This is a genomic window from Phenylobacterium sp. (assembly GCF_025351295.1).
GTDB lineage: Bacteria > Pseudomonadota > Alphaproteobacteria > Caulobacterales > Caulobacteraceae > Phenylobacterium.
Genome location: NZ_JANXWD010000084.1, coordinates 1 through 14,958 on the forward strand (window position 1 = coordinate 1; position 14,958 = coordinate 14,958).

At 71.4% G+C, this 14,958-nt stretch carries 18 protein-coding genes; 10 read left to right on the forward strand and 8 right to left on the reverse strand.

The features are described from left to right. Positions 1-230: 230 nt before the first annotated feature. On the forward strand, positions 231-1,016 hold the full coding sequence (locus Q0R13_RS11755) for an SDR family NAD(P)-dependent oxidoreductase (protein ID WP_293904076.1): 786 nt from the start codon (positions 231-233) through the stop codon (positions 1,014-1,016). Between the two features lie 189 nt (positions 1,017-1,205). Beyond that, positions 1,206-2,051: a PEPxxWA-CTERM sorting domain-containing protein gene (locus Q0R13_RS11760; RefSeq protein WP_293904078.1), complete on the forward strand. Its 846-nt coding sequence runs from the start codon at positions 1,206-1,208 to the stop codon at positions 2,049-2,051. A 52-nt stretch (positions 2,052-2,103) separates the two neighbouring features. On the opposite strand, the gene Q0R13_RS11765 is transcribed toward Q0R13_RS11760, so the two are convergent. After that, positions 2,104-2,433 (reverse strand): hypothetical protein, encoded by a 330-nt coding sequence (locus Q0R13_RS11765; protein WP_293904080.1) that lies wholly within the window; start codon positions 2,431-2,433, stop codon positions 2,104-2,106. Here Q0R13_RS11765 and Q0R13_RS11770 point away from each other — a divergent pair. The 3 genes from Q0R13_RS11770 to Q0R13_RS11780 all read left to right on the forward strand — a co-directional run bounded on the left by Q0R13_RS11770 (position 2,432) and on the right by Q0R13_RS11780 (position 5,684). Continuing rightward, a complete protein-coding gene (locus Q0R13_RS11770) occupies positions 2,432-2,938 on the forward strand; it encodes a hypothetical protein (protein ID WP_293904082.1) in 507 nt (168 codons plus the stop codon). The two genes, Q0R13_RS11765 and Q0R13_RS11770, sit on opposite strands and share 2 nt — an antisense overlap. A gap of 243 nt (positions 2,939-3,181) precedes the next feature. Next, positions 3,182-4,936, forward strand: a complete 1,755-nt coding sequence (locus tag Q0R13_RS11775; RefSeq protein ID WP_293904084.1) for a class I adenylate-forming enzyme family protein — start codon at positions 3,182-3,184, stop codon at positions 4,934-4,936. A gap of 10 nt (positions 4,937-4,946) precedes the next feature. After that, the gene (locus Q0R13_RS11780) at positions 4,947-5,684 is read left to right on the forward strand and encodes a TlyA family RNA methyltransferase (protein WP_293904086.1); all 738 of its coding nucleotides are present in this window, start codon (positions 4,947-4,949) and stop codon (positions 5,682-5,684) included. Between the two features lie 2 nt (positions 5,685-5,686). On the opposite strand, the gene Q0R13_RS11785 is transcribed toward Q0R13_RS11780, so the two are convergent. Continuing rightward, positions 5,687-6,343, reverse strand: coding sequence for a glycine zipper 2TM domain-containing protein (locus tag Q0R13_RS11785; RefSeq protein WP_293904088.1), 657 nt, complete (start codon positions 6,341-6,343; stop codon positions 5,687-5,689). Between the two features lie 142 nt (positions 6,344-6,485). Here Q0R13_RS11785 and Q0R13_RS11790 point away from each other — a divergent pair, with 142 nt between their 5' ends. Next, complete coding sequence (locus Q0R13_RS11790) at positions 6,486-7,790, forward strand: class I SAM-dependent RNA methyltransferase (RefSeq protein WP_293904090.1); 1,305 nt, start codon at positions 6,486-6,488, stop codon at positions 7,788-7,790. Between the two features lie 85 nt (positions 7,791-7,875). Here the strand turns inward: Q0R13_RS11790 and Q0R13_RS11795 are convergent, their stop codons facing one another. Then, positions 7,876-8,070, reverse strand: a complete 195-nt coding sequence (locus Q0R13_RS11795) for a hypothetical protein (protein ID WP_293904092.1) — start codon at positions 8,068-8,070, stop codon at positions 7,876-7,878. 394 nt (positions 8,071-8,464) lie between these two features. Here Q0R13_RS11795 and Q0R13_RS11800 point away from each other — a divergent pair, with 394 nt between their 5' ends. Both Q0R13_RS11800 and Q0R13_RS11805 read left to right on the forward strand, forming a co-directional pair. Beyond that, entirely contained in the window at positions 8,465-8,662 is a 198-nt protein-coding gene (locus Q0R13_RS11800) for a hypothetical protein (protein ID WP_293904094.1), read from the forward strand. Next, positions 8,659-8,796 (forward strand): hypothetical protein, encoded by a 138-nt coding sequence (locus Q0R13_RS11805; protein WP_293904096.1) that lies wholly within the window; start codon positions 8,659-8,661, stop codon positions 8,794-8,796. The genes Q0R13_RS11800 and Q0R13_RS11805 overlap by 4 nt, the downstream gene beginning before the upstream one ends. A gap of 10 nt (positions 8,797-8,806) precedes the next feature. On the opposite strand, the gene Q0R13_RS11810 is transcribed toward Q0R13_RS11805, so the two are convergent. Beyond that, positions 8,807-9,010 (reverse strand): DUF559 domain-containing protein, encoded by a 204-nt coding sequence (locus tag Q0R13_RS11810; RefSeq protein ID WP_366852839.1) that lies wholly within the window; start codon positions 9,008-9,010, stop codon positions 8,807-8,809. Between the two features lie 88 nt (positions 9,011-9,098). Next, a complete protein-coding gene (locus Q0R13_RS11815; RefSeq protein ID WP_293904098.1) occupies positions 9,099-10,202 on the reverse strand; it encodes a PA0069 family radical SAM protein in 1,104 nt (367 codons plus the stop codon). 76 nt (positions 10,203-10,278) lie between these two features. On the opposite strand from Q0R13_RS11815, the gene Q0R13_RS11820 reads away from it, so the two are divergent. Then, positions 10,279-10,725: a cell wall biosynthesis glycosyltransferase gene (locus tag Q0R13_RS11820; protein WP_293904100.1), complete on the forward strand. Its 447-nt coding sequence runs from the start codon at positions 10,279-10,281 to the stop codon at positions 10,723-10,725. Here the strand turns inward: Q0R13_RS11820 and Q0R13_RS11825 are convergent. Continuing rightward, positions 10,633-12,225, reverse strand: coding sequence for a lytic transglycosylase domain-containing protein (locus tag Q0R13_RS11825; RefSeq protein WP_293904102.1), 1,593 nt, complete (start codon positions 12,223-12,225; stop codon positions 10,633-10,635). The genes Q0R13_RS11820 and Q0R13_RS11825 overlap by 93 nt on opposite strands. A gap of 73 nt (positions 12,226-12,298) precedes the next feature. Continuing rightward, positions 12,299-13,138, reverse strand: coding sequence for a uracil-DNA glycosylase (locus Q0R13_RS11830; RefSeq protein WP_293904104.1), 840 nt, complete (start codon positions 13,136-13,138; stop codon positions 12,299-12,301). Positions 13,139-13,223: 85 nt separating this feature from the next. Here Q0R13_RS11830 and Q0R13_RS11835 point away from each other — a divergent pair, with 85 nt between their 5' ends. After that, entirely contained in the window at positions 13,224-14,642 is a 1,419-nt protein-coding gene (locus tag Q0R13_RS11835) for a M48 family metalloprotease (RefSeq protein WP_293904106.1), read from the forward strand. A gap of 12 nt (positions 14,643-14,654) precedes the next feature. Here Q0R13_RS11835 and Q0R13_RS11840 read toward each other — a convergent pair. Further along, positions 14,655-14,958: transposase (locus Q0R13_RS11840; protein WP_293904108.1), on the reverse strand; the 304-nt coding region annotated here is incomplete at its 5' end.

The window sequence follows — 14,958 nt, forward strand, 5'->3', positions numbered from 1 at the left end:
GATGCGTGGACTTGTCCGATACATCCAGCCCGACATAGACTTCAACCATGGCCCATCCTCCTTCGTGAAGCGCTGCGATCACCTCGCTCCAACTTCGTATTCCAAGGCTTGGATGGACCTACCTCAATTACCCGATGTCACTGCAATAGAGGGCCGGAGCGGCCATTTGCGTTCCACACCGCCTCGACTCGGCGCTAGGTTCGGCCATTGCAATCTGGAACGGGGCGCGCATGGGCCGGCTGACGGGCAAGGTCGCCATCGTCACGGGGGCCGCGTCCCAGGCCGAAGGCCTGGGCAACGGCGCGGCGGTCGCCATGCTGTTCGCCCGCGAAGGCGCCGGGGTCGTCCTGGTCAACCGCAGCCTAGAACGGGCGCAGGCGCTCGAAGCAACGATCCGCGCGGAGGGCGGCGAGGCCACCGCGTTCGCCGCGGACGTGACCCGCCCCGACGCGACCGAGGCGATGGCCGCCTTCGCCGTCGAGCGCTATAGCCGCCTCGACATCCTGCACCACAATGTGGGCGTCGGCGCCGGCGGCAACAGCGTGACGGTGATGCTCGAGGACTGGGAGCGCCTGCTGCAGTCCAACCTCACCTCGGCGATGCTTTGCTGCCGCGCCTGCATCCCGCGGATGCGGCAAGGCGGTGGGGGATCGATAATCACCGTGTCGTCCACGGCCGGTATGGTCGGGCTCTCCGGAACGCCGGGGGCCGTGGCCTATGCGGCGTCGAAGGCCGGGCTGCAGGGGCTGACCCTGTCCGTCGCCGCCGACCACGCGGCTGAGGGCATCCGCGCCAACAGCCTGATCGTCGGCACGGTCTATACTCCGCTGGTGGCGCCCCTCGGCGAGGCGGTCCGCGAGCGCCGCCGCCAGGCCGTGCCGCTGCAGACCGAAGGCACGGGCTGGGATGTCGCTTACGCCGCCGTCTACCTCGCCAGCGACGAATCCCGCTGGGTCACCGGCGTCATGCTGCCGATCGACGGCGGCTTCCTGGGCATCCAGCCCTGGCCCCGCTGAGCCGGCCCCCCTTCCTTTCCCGTCAGCCGGAAAGCGGGACCGCCCGCCGCTGTGGTCTCACGACCAGTCCTAGGACCAGGTCCAATTTCAAACGGCTTTCCAAGGTGTTAACGATCCCGGGTCGGGCGGCGGATCGGTCGCGCGGCGCGTGGGACGACTGTCCGTCCCGTCATCGTAGGGGGATCGTAGATGCGGTTTGAAACAATGGCCGGGGCGGCGCTTTCGATCGCCTGCGCCCTGGGCGCGGCGGGCGGCGCCAAGGCGGCGGTCACCGAAATCGACATCGGCCTGAACCCCCTCTACCAACAGACCGGCGCCACCACGGTCGTGGCCACCGGCGGTTTCTTCGCGGCGCGCGCGTTCCTGGATTCGGCAAGTGACTTCGACGGCGGAACGCTCACCTATCCGGGGGCCGGCTCGCCGGTGGCCCTGACCCCGGCGCCCGGCGCGACCCTGGCGTTCAGCGACTCGGCGGGAACTCTGGCCGACCTCAACGCCGCCTATCCGTTCGGGACCTACGCCTTCCAGGTGACCAACAGCGGCACGGCGGCCTCGCAGAGCGCGTCGCTCAGCTACACGGTGGCGGCGGCTTCGCTGTCCGTGCCGATGCTGACCGCGGCCTCCTTCAACCAACTTCAGGGCCTCGACGCCGCGTCGGGCTTCACGTTCGACTTCAATGCGTTCGCGCAGAACCCCGACGCGAACCTGGCCTTTGTGTTCCTGGACGTCACCGACTCGCTCGGCAACGACGTGTTCTTCCGGGGCCTTAGCCCCTCGACCACCAGCATCTTCATGCCCGGCGGCACGCTTGGCGCGGGCCAGAGCTATAATTTCGATCTGAACTTCGATTCCCGAATCACCGGGGCTGACGGGGGCGTCGCCACCACGATCTTCTTCGACACCCACACCCTTGGCGCTTTTTCCACGGCGGCCGCCGCAGTTCCCGAAGCCTCGACCTGGGCGATGATGATCGTCGGACTGGGCGGTGTCGGCGCGGCTTTGCGCCGGCGGTGGGCCAAGGGCCAGACGGCCTGAGGCCGTAGCCCCGCCGGCAAGTCCGGCGTCTCCGACCTTCAAACCCCCTGGGTCAGCCGCCGGTCGCATCGACGACGATGGTGACCGTTTTGCCGCGGGACAGGGGCGCCCATCCCGCCGCGATGGCGGCCGCGATGCCCTTCGCCACGAGTTCGGGCGGGATCTGCGAGGCCTTCAGCTGCGGGGCGCCGAATCTGGGCTGATGGCCGGGTGGAAATTCCAGCACGGCCTCGCGCTGCCCCGCCTGGTGACGCACCGCGATCGCCTTGCCGCGCCACGCGTTGGTGTCACTGGACCATTGGGGAAAGCGGTGAAGGCGCCAGACATAGGGCTCCCCGTCGACCTCGATCTCAAACTCAGGGCTTTGCTTGGTTCGTGCCATGCGAGGGAGTTACTCCGCCAAGGACGCCCAAGCCATCCCGCCCGTCGTGCGGCCGTGGCGTGCGCCGGAGAGCCTGAAGTCGGATATGGGCGGCGCGCGGGCGACGCTGACCGAGCGCATTGAACGCGAGCCGCACGAACACGACCCCTCCGAACACGACCCCTCCGAATACGACGGGTCCGACCGCGATCCGCCCGAACGCGACCGCGAGTCCGACCGGGAGCGCGAGAGCGCCAGCCTGCCGGTGCTGTTGCGGACGCTGGGCGCGGTCGCCGCCGACGTCGCGGCCCTGGCGGGTCCGGAGCCGGCCGCCTTGCCCACCCTGCGCGAACTACTCGCCAGCGTCGCGGACCCGCCGCCGGCGGCCGCGCCGCGAAGCGGTGGCCTCCGCGCCCGGCTCGCCGGTACCGCCACGGCCGCGGTCATGACCCTCGCGCCGCCGCCGCCGCCCGGTCCTCGCGGCAGGCTGGGAATCCGCCGGGCCACCGGTCCGCCGCGCCGCTGAGGCCAGCGCCTAAAGGATTCGACCACTGAAAACACTGAAAACACTGAAAGAGGGTAGAGCGGTCCGGCCTGCCACCGCGCCCTTCCGTGTTTTCTGTGTTTTCAGGGGTTAAAAATGACTGCGCCTGCGGCGCGCGCACGGTTGGCGCGGCGGCGCGGTTTGCCTCTGACGCCGGGTTATGCTTGTTCACCCACCGTGACGTCCGGGGCGGGGAATCCCGGCGTGAGTACGGGAGTGAAACGAATGTCCGAGGCCCTCATGCCGCCCGGTTGGCCCGCCATGTCCATCGCCCAGGCGCACGCCCTGATCGGCGCGCCCGGCCTGCCGACCGAGATCGCCGAGGCCACCATCCGCGGCGTGACGATGAAGGCCTGGAAGAACCAGCCGCCGACCCTTCGCGCCGTCGCCGAGCTGGCCAAGGGCCACGGCGAGAAGATCTTCCTGGTTTATGAGGACGAGCGCGTCACCTTCGAGGCCTTCCACCGCGCCGTCGCCGCCTTCGCCGTCGAGCTGCAGGCCCAGGGCGTGGTCAAGGGCGACCGGGTGGCGGTGATTATGCGCAACCTGCCGGAGTGGGTGGTGGCCTTCTATGCGGCGGCGTCCCTCGGGGCCATCGTTACCCCGCTGAACGCTTGGTGGACCGGGCCGGAGCTGGAATACGGCCTCACCGATTCCGGGACCAAGGTCGCAGTGATGGACGCGGAGCGCTACCAGCGCCTGGCCGAGCATTTCCACAACTGCCCGGAGCTGACGCGGGTCTATGTCAGCCGCGAACCGGACGAGATCGCCCACCCCTATGTGACCAAGCTGGAGAGCGTGCTGGGCGCCCCGGACGCCTGGGCCGCGCTGCCCGACCAGCCGATCCCGCCGGCGGAGATCGACGCCGACGACGACGCCACCATTTTCTACACGTCTGGCACCACGGGCCGGCCCAAGGGCGCGCTGGCCACCCAGCGGGCGGTCAACTGCAACATCATCACCGCCGGTGCGGCCGGGGCGCGGGCCTTCCTGCGCAAGGGCGAGGCGCCGCCGGCGCCCGACCCGGACGCGTCGCAGCGCTCGAGCCTGCTGTCGGTGCCGTTCTTCCACGTCACCGGCTGTTTCGCGGTGCTGAACCCCAGCCTGTTCGCCGGCGCCAAGCTGGTGCTGATGTTCAAGTGGGAGCCGATCCGCGCCTTCGAACTGATCCAGCGCGAGAAGATTCAGTCGGCCGGCGGGGTGCCCACCATCGCCTGGCAGCTGATCGAGCATCCGTCGCGGGCCAACTACGACCTGTCGTCGCTGGAGGCGGTGTCCTATGGCGGCGCGCCCTCGGCGCCGGAACTGGTGCGGCGGCTGAAGGAGGTGTTCCCCAAGTCGCAGAGCGGCCAGGGCTGGGGGATGACCGAGACCTGCGCCACGGTCACCTCCAACGGCGCCGAGGACTACCAGCACCGCCCCGACAGCTGCGGCCCGCCCGCCGCCGTCGCCGAGCTGCAGATTCGCGACCCGGCCGACGGCGTCACCCTGTTGCCGACCGGCCAGATGGGCGAGCTGTGGTCCAAGGGCCCGATGAACGCCAGGCTCTATTGGAACAAGCCCGAGCCCACCGCCCAGACCTTCGTCGACGGCTGGGTGCGCACCGGCGACCTGGCCAAGCTGGACGCCGACGGCTTCTGCTTCATCCTCGACCGGGCCAAGGACATGCTGATCCGCGGCGGCGAGAACATCTACTGCGTCGAGATCGAGAACGTCCTCTACGACCACCCCGCGGTGATGGACGCCGCCGTGGTGGGCATCCCGCACCGCATCCTGGGCGAGGAGCCCGGCGCCGTGGTGACCCTGAAGCCGGGGATGGCGGCCACCGAGGCCGAACTGCGCGCGCACGTCGCCGAGCGGCTGGCGGCGTTCAAGGTGCCGGTGGCGGTGAAGTTCTGGCCCGAGACCCTGCCGCGCAACGCCAACGGCAAGATCCTCAAGAGCGAGCTCAAGCCGCTGTTCGTGGACGCGGCGGCCTGAAGACCGGCCCTTGAAAACCCGGGCCGACCTCCTGCTGGTCGCCCGCGGCCTGTTCGACAGCCGTGCTAAGGCCCGCGCCGCCATCGAGGCCGGCGGGGTGACGGCGGACGGACGGGTGGTGGCCAAGGCTTCGGAATCGATAGCCGACGACGCGGCGCTGGCGGCGACGCCGGCGCATCCGTGGGTGGGGCGAGGGGCGCTGAAGCTGGCGCACGCCCTGGACCTCTGGCCGGTCGCCGTCGAGGGCCGCGTGGTGCTGGACGTCGGCGCCTCCACCGGCGGCTTCACGCAGGTCTGCCTGGCGCGCGGCGCGGCGCGGATCTACGCGGTCGACGTTGGCCGGGGCCAGCTGCACCCGAAGGTGGCCGCCGATCCCCGCGTCGTCAGCCTGGAAGCCACCGACGCCCGCCACCTGACCCCGGCGCTGATCCCGCAGCCGCCCGGCCTGATCGTCACCGACGTCAGCTTCATCTCGCTGGAGAAGGCACTACCCGCCGCGCTGGCCCTGGCGGCCCCCGGCGCCGACCTCATCGCCCTGGTGAAGCCGCAGTTCGAGGTCGGCCGCGACAAGGTCGGCAAAGGCGGCATCGTCACCGACCCGGCGGCGCGGGCCGGCGCGCTGGAGGCGGTGGGCGCGTTTCTAACCGCCGCCGGCTGGACCGTCCAAGCCACCGCCGACAGCCCCATCGAAGGCGGCGACGGCAACCGGGAGTATCTGGTCTGGGCGCGAGACCCACACCACGGATGAATTCAGTCCACCACCGCGTAGCCCCCGTTGGCGTCGCGGCAGACGCGGACGAAGCGGGTCTGGGTGCGGCCATCGGGCATGTAGATCGGGCTCTCGGCCAGGGTGCAGCCGTCCGGGCCGGGCGTGCGGTCCGACAGGCGGTAGCGCTCACCGCGCTGGCCATAGGCATAGGCGTCGTCGCGGGCCTGGGCCTGGGCGGCGGCCGAGTCGGCATAGGCGTCGCGGTCGTAGTAGCCGTCGCGCGCGCCATTGCTGTCGTGGTCGTAGTCGCGGCCGTCGGCGTGCAGCGGCGCGGGCGGCGGCAGGTCGGCGGTGCGGCCGGGGTTAGGGTCGGAGGTGCAGGCGGCGGACTTGTTGCCCACCACGCCGCCGGCGATCGCGCCCAGCAGGCCGCCCAGCAGGGCGCCTTCCGTGCGCGCGTTGCGAGCCGCGACATTGGAGCCGATCACCGCCCCCGCGCCGCCGCCCAGCACCGCGCCGACCGTGCCGCGGCCGGTCTGTTCGCGCTTGCAGGCGTCGTAATAGTAGCCGTCGGGGCTCCGGGCGGTGTAGGAGCCGCTGGGCGCGGGCTGGGCCTGGACCGGCGCGGCGGCCGCCAGCGCGATCGCACCGGCCAGGGCGCAGGCTCCGGCCTTGGCGAAGGTGACACGCTTGGACATTCGGGGTTCCTCTGATCGATGCTTAGCCCAGCTTACGGCGGAGCTTGTGGCGAAGATGCGTCGGGCAAGCTGAACGGCGGTTGAGAATCTCGTTCATGTTCGTTCATTTTGACTTAAACCCGACCGTGGCCGTGGCGCTCCTATGAGGCCGCAACAGCGCAGGTCCAAGCCCCGGGCCGATCGCCGCCCCGACCCGCGCCCGCCCGCCGGTCCGCCGGCCGAGTTCGACATCGAAACCGTGGGCGGGGAGGGCGATGGCGTCGCCGCCGGCCCGGTCTTTGTGCCCTTCAGCCTGCCCGGCGAACGGGTGCGGGCCCAGGGCTCCGGCGAACGGCGCGAGCTGCTCGAGGTGCTGGCCGCGAGCCCCGATCGCATCGCGCCCGCCTGTCCGCACTTCTTCACCTGCGGCGGCTGCGCCCTGCAGCACTGGGCGCACGAACCCTACCTGGCCTGGAAGGTCGAGCGGCTGGCCGGCACCCTGGCCCGCGAGCGAATCGAGACCGAGATCCTGCCCCCCGTCGCCACCTCGCCCGGCACGCGCCGGCGGGTGACCCTGCACGCCCGGCGCGGCGACCGCGACCAGGCCCGGCTGGGCTACAAGGCGCGCAAGTCCTGGGACCTCGTGGACATCGAGGTCTGCCCGATCGCCGAGCCGGCCATCCAGGCGGCGATCCCGGCCTTGAAACGACTGGCCGCGCGGCTGTTCGAGCACCCCAAGTCCGCGCCCTCGCTGCACGTGACCTTCACCGACACCGGCCTCGACGTGGACATCACCGGGGTGGAGGCCCGCAGCGGTGGCCTCGGCGCCGACGCCCGCGTGCAGCTGGCCGAGCGGGCGGCGGAGGCGGACTTCGCGCGGGTGACCCTGAACGGCGAGGCGGCCTACATGTCGCGCCTGCCGCAGGTCCGCCTGGGTCCGGGCCGGGTCAACCTGCCGCCGGGCGCCTTCCTGCAGGCGACCAAGGCCGCGGAGACCGCCATGGCCGACTTCTTGGCCGCCGCCGCTGTGGGCGCGAGCCGCATCGCCGACCTCTATTGCGGGGTCGGCACCTTCACCTTCCGCCTGGCCGAGATCGCCCCCACCCATGGCGTCGACTCGGCGCCCGAGGCGGTGGCCGCGCTGACGGCGGCGCTGGCGGGCGCGCCGGGCCTGAAGGGCGTGACCACCGAGGCTCGCGACCTGGCGCGCCGTCCCCTGCTGGTCCACGACCTGCGCCATACAGATGTCGCGGTCTTCGACCCGCCCCGGGCCGGCGCCGCCGAACAGGCCCGCGAGCTGGCCGGCTCCGGTGTGGCGCGGGTGATCGGGGTCTCCTGCAACGCCGCCACCTTCGCCCGCGACGCCCGGACGCTGATCGACGGTGGGTTCCGCCTGGAGCGGATACTGCCGGTGGACCAGTTCCTGTGGTCGCCGCACGTGGAGCTGGTGGGGGTGTTCTCCCGCTAGGTGCGGCCGGTCAGGTGGGCGTAGACGAACCAGCCGATCACCGCGATCGCCGGGGCGATCAGCAGGCCGAGGCCCAGCAGGTTCGTCACTGTCCGTTGCCCAGCGGATTGGGCGCACGCGCTTCGCGGCGGCCGTGCAGGCGCTCGCGTTCCTGGCGCAGGCGATCGACCTCGGCCGAGAGGTCGGCGACGTCGGACTGCAACTGAGCCACCCGCGTCTTCAGGTAGGCGTTCTCGCGCGATAGGGTGAGGTCGGCCTGGCTCATGTTGGGCTGGGTCATCCCGGGAACGTCGGGGCGGGGAACATCGGGATACCGGGATGATACGCCCGGGCGGGGCGCCAGTATCCACATGGCGCTGGCCGCCCTTGAGTCAAGATCACGGTGAACGAAACGGAAATAATTGGCCGCATCACGAAATATTTGCAGACAACGCCGTGCGAATTCATCGAAATCGTCTCCAGTCGACGCGCCGCCATGATACAGACAAACCGTTCGTCGACGTTGTTCGGATAGATCAGTCTGCCGCGCGGAACCGGCTTCCGCGGCGGCGAAATCGGAGGGTGCAGGCCATGGCCAAGGGTCAGAAAAAGTCGAACAAGGAAGCCCGCAAACCCAAGAAGGCCGCTGCGCCCGCCGTCGCGCCGCCGCTGTTCAAGACCCAGCCGGGCGGCCGGTGAACCTGTTCGCCCGGTTCTTCCGGCCCGCCGTGGCCAAACAGGAGGTCCGCGCCGAGATCTGGCGGCTGGGCTCGCGCCACCTGGGCGCGCCGCTGGAAGGCGCGCTCAGCGAACTGAAAGACCCCCACCTGTCCCCGGACCGCGCGATCCTGCTGCGGGCCTGCGTGCAGACGCTGAAGGCCCAAGGCGCATGACCCGACCCCTGAAGACCGGCGGCCCGACCTATGTCCCCGCGGCCCGCGGCAGCCTCATCGACTCCCGCTCCACCGGCGCGCCGGCGAGCGCCGCCCCAAGACCCAACCTCACCGACCGCCGCAGCACGCGATAGGGCGCGGGAGTCAGTTGCCGCCGTCGACCTCGACGCAGAGCCGCGCCTTGGCGCAGTAGAAATCCAACACATAAGGCCCGATTGGGTGTTGGCGCCGAAACACCGGCCGCCCAGGTTCCCGCCCACGAAGCGCTGTCCACAGGATCACCTCCGGAAGCGACATCCTTCGGCGCAGCTGACGGACCCGGCCATGGGCGTTGCTTGTGGCTCTCATGGCGGCCCCAGGGCCCCCTCCAGCGCTTCGCGGTCCCCCTCCCCCGCAAACGGGTGAGGAACTTGGGTCTTTCGAGCCAGCATCTCCTTCACCCCCCAAACAAGTCGATCTGGTCCCCCGCCTTGGCGGGAAGCCGGAACTTGCCGAGTTCGAGCGGGGCCCAGGGCTGGTCCAGGCCGTAGCGTTTCCTGGCGGCGTGGAAGCGGGCGTTCATGAGGTTGGCGAGGGGGCCCTGGCCCGTCATGCGCGACCCCCATTCGGCGTCATAGTCCTTGCCGCCGCGCATCTGGCGGACCAGCGACATCACCCGGCGCGCCCGGTCGGGATGGTCGGTCTCCAGCCACTCGCGGAACAGGTCCTTGATCTCGCGCGGCAGGCGCAGGGCGACATAGCCGGCCCCGCTCGCCCCGGCCTGGGCGGCGCGTTCCAGCACCGCCTCCATCTCGTGGTCGTTGAGGCCGGGGATGCCGGGGGCGAACATCACCGTCACCGGGACGCCGGCGTCGGCCAGCCGGCGGATGGCGTCGACGCGCTTGTCCGGCGTCGCGGCGCGCGGCTCCATGGAGCGGGCCAGCTTGCGGTCCAGCGTGGTGACCGAGACAGCTACCCGCGTCAGCCCCTCGGCGGCGGCGACCGCCAGCAGGTCCAGGTCGCGGACCACCAGGGCCGACTTGGTGATCACCGAGAATGGGTGGCGGAAGGCCACCAGCACCTCCAGGATGCCGCGGGTGACCCGCAGGGTGCGCTCTTGCGGCTGATAGGGATCGGTGTTGCCGCCGATGTGGATCAGCTCCGGCCGATAGCGGGGCATGGAGAGCTCCGCCTCCAGCAGCCGCGCGGCATTCGGCTTGAAGAACAGCTTGGTCTCGAAATCCAGGCCCGGCGACAGGCCCATGTAGGCGTGGGCGGGGCGGGCGTAGCAGTAGATGCAGCCGTGCTCGCAACCGCGATAGGGATTGATCGAGGCGGAGAAGCCGACGTCCGGGCTGTCGTTGCGGCTGATGATGACCTTGGCGTTCTCCGCGCTGACCGTGGTCGGGGTCTGCTGCGGCCGGGCGTCTTCCTCGGTCCAGCCATCGTCGAAGGCCTCGCGCAGCTGGCTCTCGAAGCGGCCGGAGGCGTTGGAGCGGGCGCCGCGGCCCCGAATCGACTGGGGGCCGGGCTGCGGGATCTGGGAGGTGAAGCCTGACACCGGCCAAGGCTATCGGTCGCGACGGAACAAAACAAGAACTATTGACCCTCGGAGCGAAGCGCGGTCTGTCGCCTCCATGCTCACGGTGATCATCGACGCGCGCAGCGATGCGGAGCGGCTGCCCTCCCTGCTGGCCCAGCTGACGGCCGGTGCGGTGGACGGGATCGTGCGCCAGGTGCTGATCGTCGCCGCCGACGGCCAGCCGGGCATCGACGAGCTCTGCGAGGAGACCGGCGCCGAGGCGCACGCAACGCTGGAGGCGGCGGCCGGGGCGGCGCGGGCCGAGCTGCTGATGGTCCTGCCGGCGGAGCTGCGCCTGCGCGACGGCTGGATCGGGTCGCTGCACGACCATCTCGCCGCCGGCCCGGCGCCGGCGGTGGTGTCGGGACTGGTGACCGGCGGCCTGCTGGGGCGCGGGCCGTTCGGGGTGCTAGTCGAGCGCGGCCGTCTCGCGGTCGATCAGGGCGCCGATCTCAAGCGGCTGCGGCGTGAACTGGGGCTGCGGGCTCGGCGGATAGGCTAGGTCCAACTGGGCGTCGATGCGCTTGGCCCCGCCGGCCAGGGCGTCCAGCGTATGGGTCTGCTCGCCGAACATGTGCTTGTAGGTCCAGTAGGCGGCCATCACCTTCTCGACGTATTCGCGGGTCTCCAGCGCCGGCAGGCACTCCATCAGCAGCAGCGGGTCCTGGTCGCCGACCATGCCGATGGTCTTCAGCACCGCGCCGGGCCCGGCGTTATAGGCCGCCACCGTCCGCAGCAGGTCGGAGCCCACGCCGCGATCCATCAGATAGGCCAGGTAGTCCTGGCCGACCCGCAGGTTGGTGGCCGGGTCCAGCAGGGTCTTGGGCCGGGCGCGATAGCGCTTGTCGCCGGTGGCCAGGGTGGCCGAAGCCGGCAGCACCTGCATCAGGCCGAACGCGCCGGCGTGGCTGACGGCGCCCGGGTTGAAGGCGCTCTCCTGGCGGACGATGGCGTAGACCAGGGCGCGGTCGATGGTGAAGCCGTCCTTCGGCTCCAGCGGCGGGGTCTGGTATTCGCCGAGCGTGAGGTAGGGGGTCCGCTGCTGGCCGTTGGCGGGCCCGACCGCGGCGATCAGGGCGATCCAGGCCTTGCGCTCGTCCCCGGTGCGGGCCATCGCCAGACCGGCGCGCAGCTCCTGGCGCGCCTCCTCGATGTGGCCGATCTGGGCCAGGCCGGCGGCGCGGTGGGCGCGGGGGTCGTCCTGCACGAAGCGCGACAGCTCCGGCTCCGGCGCGCGATACGCGGCCAGGGTCAGCTGGCCGGTCGACGCCTGGGCCGGGATCATCCGCATCTGGCGCTCGGCGATCATGCCGTAGAAGGTCTGCGGGGTCTCGGCGGCCAGCCGCAGGAAGCCGCTGGCGCTGGCCGTATCGCCCAGCGCGACGGCGGAGCGGGCGGCCCAATAGGCCCCGGCCGAACGCAGCCAGGGGTTCCGCTCGTCGTCGCGCGCCACCTGGCCGAAATAGTCGCGCGCCTGGCTGTAGTCCTGCAGCCGCCAGGCGGCGAGGCCGGCGATCCAGCTCTCGCCGACGTTGACCGCCAGCGCGAAGGCCGTGCGCGGGTCGCCGGAGTAGAAGGCTTCGCGGGCCGGGCGGGTGACCTCGCTTCGGGCGCCGTCCACGACGGCCACCTCCGGCATCGGCGGGCCGTCGGCGTCGGCCGGCTTGCGCTTGGCGGCCAGCGAGAACACCCGGTCGGCCAGCGGCAAGTCGCGGAACTTGGACAGCCAGCCGCACAGCTCGTCGAAACTGGCCTTGTGCGCCGACGGGTGCATCAGGGCGCCGAACGATAGGTAGCCGGAGAGCGACTTGTCCTTGATCTCGGCGGCCGACAGCTCGGCGCCCACGAAGTCGCCATCCTGCATCGCCTGGAAGGCCTGCGCATAGGCGCGTGCGTCCGTGTCGGAGAGGGCCTTCGGCGATTCAGCCCAAGCGATGCTTGCGGCTGAGGCGGCGGCGACGAGGGACAATACCCCGACGCGCAGGCGCTGTTCGAGCGTCATGCCGTCCCTTCTGCGCGAGCAGCACTAACAGCTGCTGAACGCGATCCATTTTTCACGAGTCCCACGGTGGAGGCTAGAGGGGCCTGTCCGGACGATCAAGCCTCTCCGTCAAGGTCAGCAGGTCGCTCCAGGCGCTTTTCTTCGCGCCGGGCTGCCGCAGCAGAAAGGCGGGGTGGAGGGTCGGCAACGCCGGCAGGTCCTGCGATCCGTCCGCAGACCGCCATTCCAGCCAGCGGCCGCGCAGGGAAAGTATGCCTTCCTCGCGCCGCAGCAGCGACTTGGCCGAGGCGCCGCCGACCAGCAGCAGCATCCGGGGTTGCACCAGCGCGATGATCCGCTCCAGGAACGGGGCGCAGATCGCCTGCTCGGCCAGGGTCGGCGTGCGGTTGCCGGGCGGACGCCAGAAGACCGTGTTGGTGATCAGCACCCGGCCCTCGAGCCCGGCGGCCCCCAGCATCTTGTCCAGCAGCTTGCCGGCGCGGCCGACGAAGGGCTGGCCCTGGGCGTCCTCGTCCGCCCCCGGGCCCTCGCCGATCACCATCAGCGGGGCGGCCGGGTCGCCGCGATAGACCACGGCCTGGCTGGCCGCGCCCTCATAGCGCAGGGGACAGCCCTCGAACGCGGCGATGGCGGCGACCAGGGCGGGCAGGTCGTGGGCGGCCGCGGCCAGCTGCTGCGCCTGGGACACGGCGGCGGAGACGTCCGGCAGGCCGTCGATCGCCCGTGGCGGGGCCTTGGCGGCGACGGCCGGCGAGGGCCGGACCGGCGGCGGCGCCTTGCCTGCCTCGATCCGGTCGACCGCCTCGTCCAGCAGCATGGCGTCCACTCCGCCGTCCGCCCAGAAGGCCAGCAGGCTCTCGGCCAGCTGGCGGGCGGTTGGCGCGCCATTCGGATGGCTGGGGGTTGCCGGCAAGGCGGTGTTCACTCCGAGGGTGGCTTGGTTCACTCTTGGCGCGAAGCGCGGGGCTTGTCAGCCCGGGATCGCGGGGAGGGCGGCGATGACGGCGAAACGTGCGGCGGCGGCCCTGGCGCTAACCGTGCTGGCCCTTCCGGCGGCCGCCCAGGCCCCCCGCGCCGCCCAGGCGGAACGCCGGCAGCAGGGCGAGGTGCTGCGCTCGGTCGGCGGCGCCTACGAGGGACCCCAGGCCGCCTATGTGCAGCGGATCGGCGAGCGGATGGCGGTGGCGGCGGGCCTGGGCGGCCGCTGCGCGTTCGCCATCGTCAACAGCCAGGTGGTCAACGCCTTCACCACCCCGCCGGGCTGCTACGTCTATGTCACCCGCGGCCTGCTGGGCATCATGAACTCCGAGGCGGAACTGGCGGCGGTGCTGGGCCATGAACTGGGCCACGTGGCGGCCAACCATGCCCAGCGCCAGCAGAACCAGGAGGCGATCACCGGCCTGGCCGCGGCCCTGGTCGGCGCGGTCGCCAGGTCCGACGTGGTGGGCGCGGTGGCGGGGCGGGCGGCGAAGCTGGGGTCGCTGGGCTATTCCCGTAGCCAGGAATACGAGGCCGACAGCCTTGCGATCCGCTACCTGCCGCTGGCCGGCTACGCCCCGCGCGGCCTGGCCGACGTGCTGGACGACCTGCAGCGCGAGGACCAGTTCTCGGCCCGCGCCACGGGCCGCGACGCCCGCGCGATGCCGGTCTGGGCCAGCACCCATCCGCTGACCGCCGACCGCATCCGCCGCGCCGCCCAGCAGGGGGAGGCCACGCCGCCGGGCGCGGCGTCGGACCTGAACGCCCAGGCCTATCTGTCGGCGCTGGACGGCCTGGCCTATGGCGACGATCCCAACCAGGGCGCGGTCAACGGCCAGTCCTTCGTTCACCCGGGCCTGCGGATCGCCTTCGAGGCCCCGCCGGGGTTCCAGCTCACCAACGCCGTCGACGCGGTGCGGATCACCGGGCCGGACGGCCTGCGGGGCGAGTTCGCCGCCGGCCGCGCCTCCAGCGTCCGGCTCGAGGACTATGCCGCCCAGGTCCTCCAGGGCGTCGTCGGCCAGACGCCGGTGGAGACCAGCCGGCCGCGGCGGACCACCATCAACGGCCTGGACGCCGTGATCCTGCAGGCCCGCGCCCAGACCCGCGGCGGCCCGATGGAGGTGCTGGTGGCGGCCTATGCGATGGGCGGCGACCGGGCCTACCACTTCGCCACGATCACCCCGGACGGTCAGGGCGCGGTGTTCGATCCGATGTACGGCTCGTTCCACCTGCTGTCCGAGCACGAGGCGGCGACCCTGGGAACCCGGCGCATCGCCGTGGTGACCGCGCGGTCGGGCGACACCAGCGAGAGCCTGGCCGCCGGCATGGCGGGCCCCGACCGGCTGGACCGCTTCCTGATGCTGAACGCCCTGCAGCGCGGCGAGCCCTTGTCGCCGGGGCGGCGGGTCAAGCTGGTGGTCGCCGGCGGCGGTTAGAGCGTGACCGCTTTAGCATGGAGCGTAGCCGGAGTTGACGAGGGAGTTGGCGCACGCGTCGGCCGAGAAGTGGTCGAGGAGCATGCCGATGCGCCGCCAGGTGTGCTCGACGGTGCGTTCTGCGGCCTTGCGCAGGAGGGTCTTCAGCTTGGCGAAGACCTGCTCGATGGGGTTCAGGTCGGGGCTGTAGGGCGGGAGGAAGATGAGGTGAGCCCCGGCGTTGCGGAGGGCGGCGCGGACGGCCTTGCCGTTGTGGCTGCCGAGGTTGTCCATGATCACGACGTCGCCCGGCTTGAGGATGGGGACCAGTACCGGC

Coding starts and splice junctions, on each gene's coding strand:
- Q0R13_RS11755 (WP_293904076.1), top strand. CDS start 231: ATGGGCCGGCTGACGGGCAAGGTCGCCATCGTCACGGGGGCCGCGTCC.
- Q0R13_RS11760 (WP_293904078.1), top strand. CDS start 1,206: ATGCGGTTTGAAACAATGGCCGGGGCGGCGCTTTCGATCGCCTGCGCC.
- Q0R13_RS11770 (WP_293904082.1), top strand. CDS start 2,432: ATGCGAGGGAGTTACTCCGCCAAGGACGCCCAAGCCATCCCGCCCGTC.
- Q0R13_RS11765 (WP_293904080.1), bottom strand. CDS start 2,433: ATGGCACGAACCAAGCAAAGCCCTGAGTTTGAGATCGAGGTCGACGGG.
- Q0R13_RS11775 (WP_293904084.1), top strand. CDS start 3,182: ATGTCCGAGGCCCTCATGCCGCCCGGTTGGCCCGCCATGTCCATCGCC.
- Q0R13_RS11785 (WP_293904088.1), bottom strand. CDS start 6,343: ATGTCCAAGCGTGTCACCTTCGCCAAGGCCGGAGCCTGCGCCCTGGCC.
- Q0R13_RS11790 (WP_293904090.1), top strand. CDS start 6,486: ATGAGGCCGCAACAGCGCAGGTCCAAGCCCCGGGCCGATCGCCGCCCC.
- Q0R13_RS11795 (WP_293904092.1), bottom strand. CDS start 8,070: ATGACCCAGCCCAACATGAGCCAGGCCGACCTCACCCTATCGCGCGAG.
- Q0R13_RS11805 (WP_293904096.1), top strand. CDS start 8,659: ATGACCCGACCCCTGAAGACCGGCGGCCCGACCTATGTCCCCGCGGCC.
- Q0R13_RS11810 (WP_366852839.1), bottom strand. CDS start 9,010: ATGAGAGCCACAAGCAACGCCCATGGCCGGGTCCGTCAGCTGCGCCGA.
- Q0R13_RS11820 (WP_293904100.1), top strand. CDS start 10,279: ATGCTCACGGTGATCATCGACGCGCGCAGCGATGCGGAGCGGCTGCCC.
- Q0R13_RS11825 (WP_293904102.1), bottom strand. CDS start 12,225: ATGACGCTCGAACAGCGCCTGCGCGTCGGGGTATTGTCCCTCGTCGCC.
- Q0R13_RS11835 (WP_293904106.1), top strand. CDS start 13,224: ATGACGGCGAAACGTGCGGCGGCGGCCCTGGCGCTAACCGTGCTGGCC.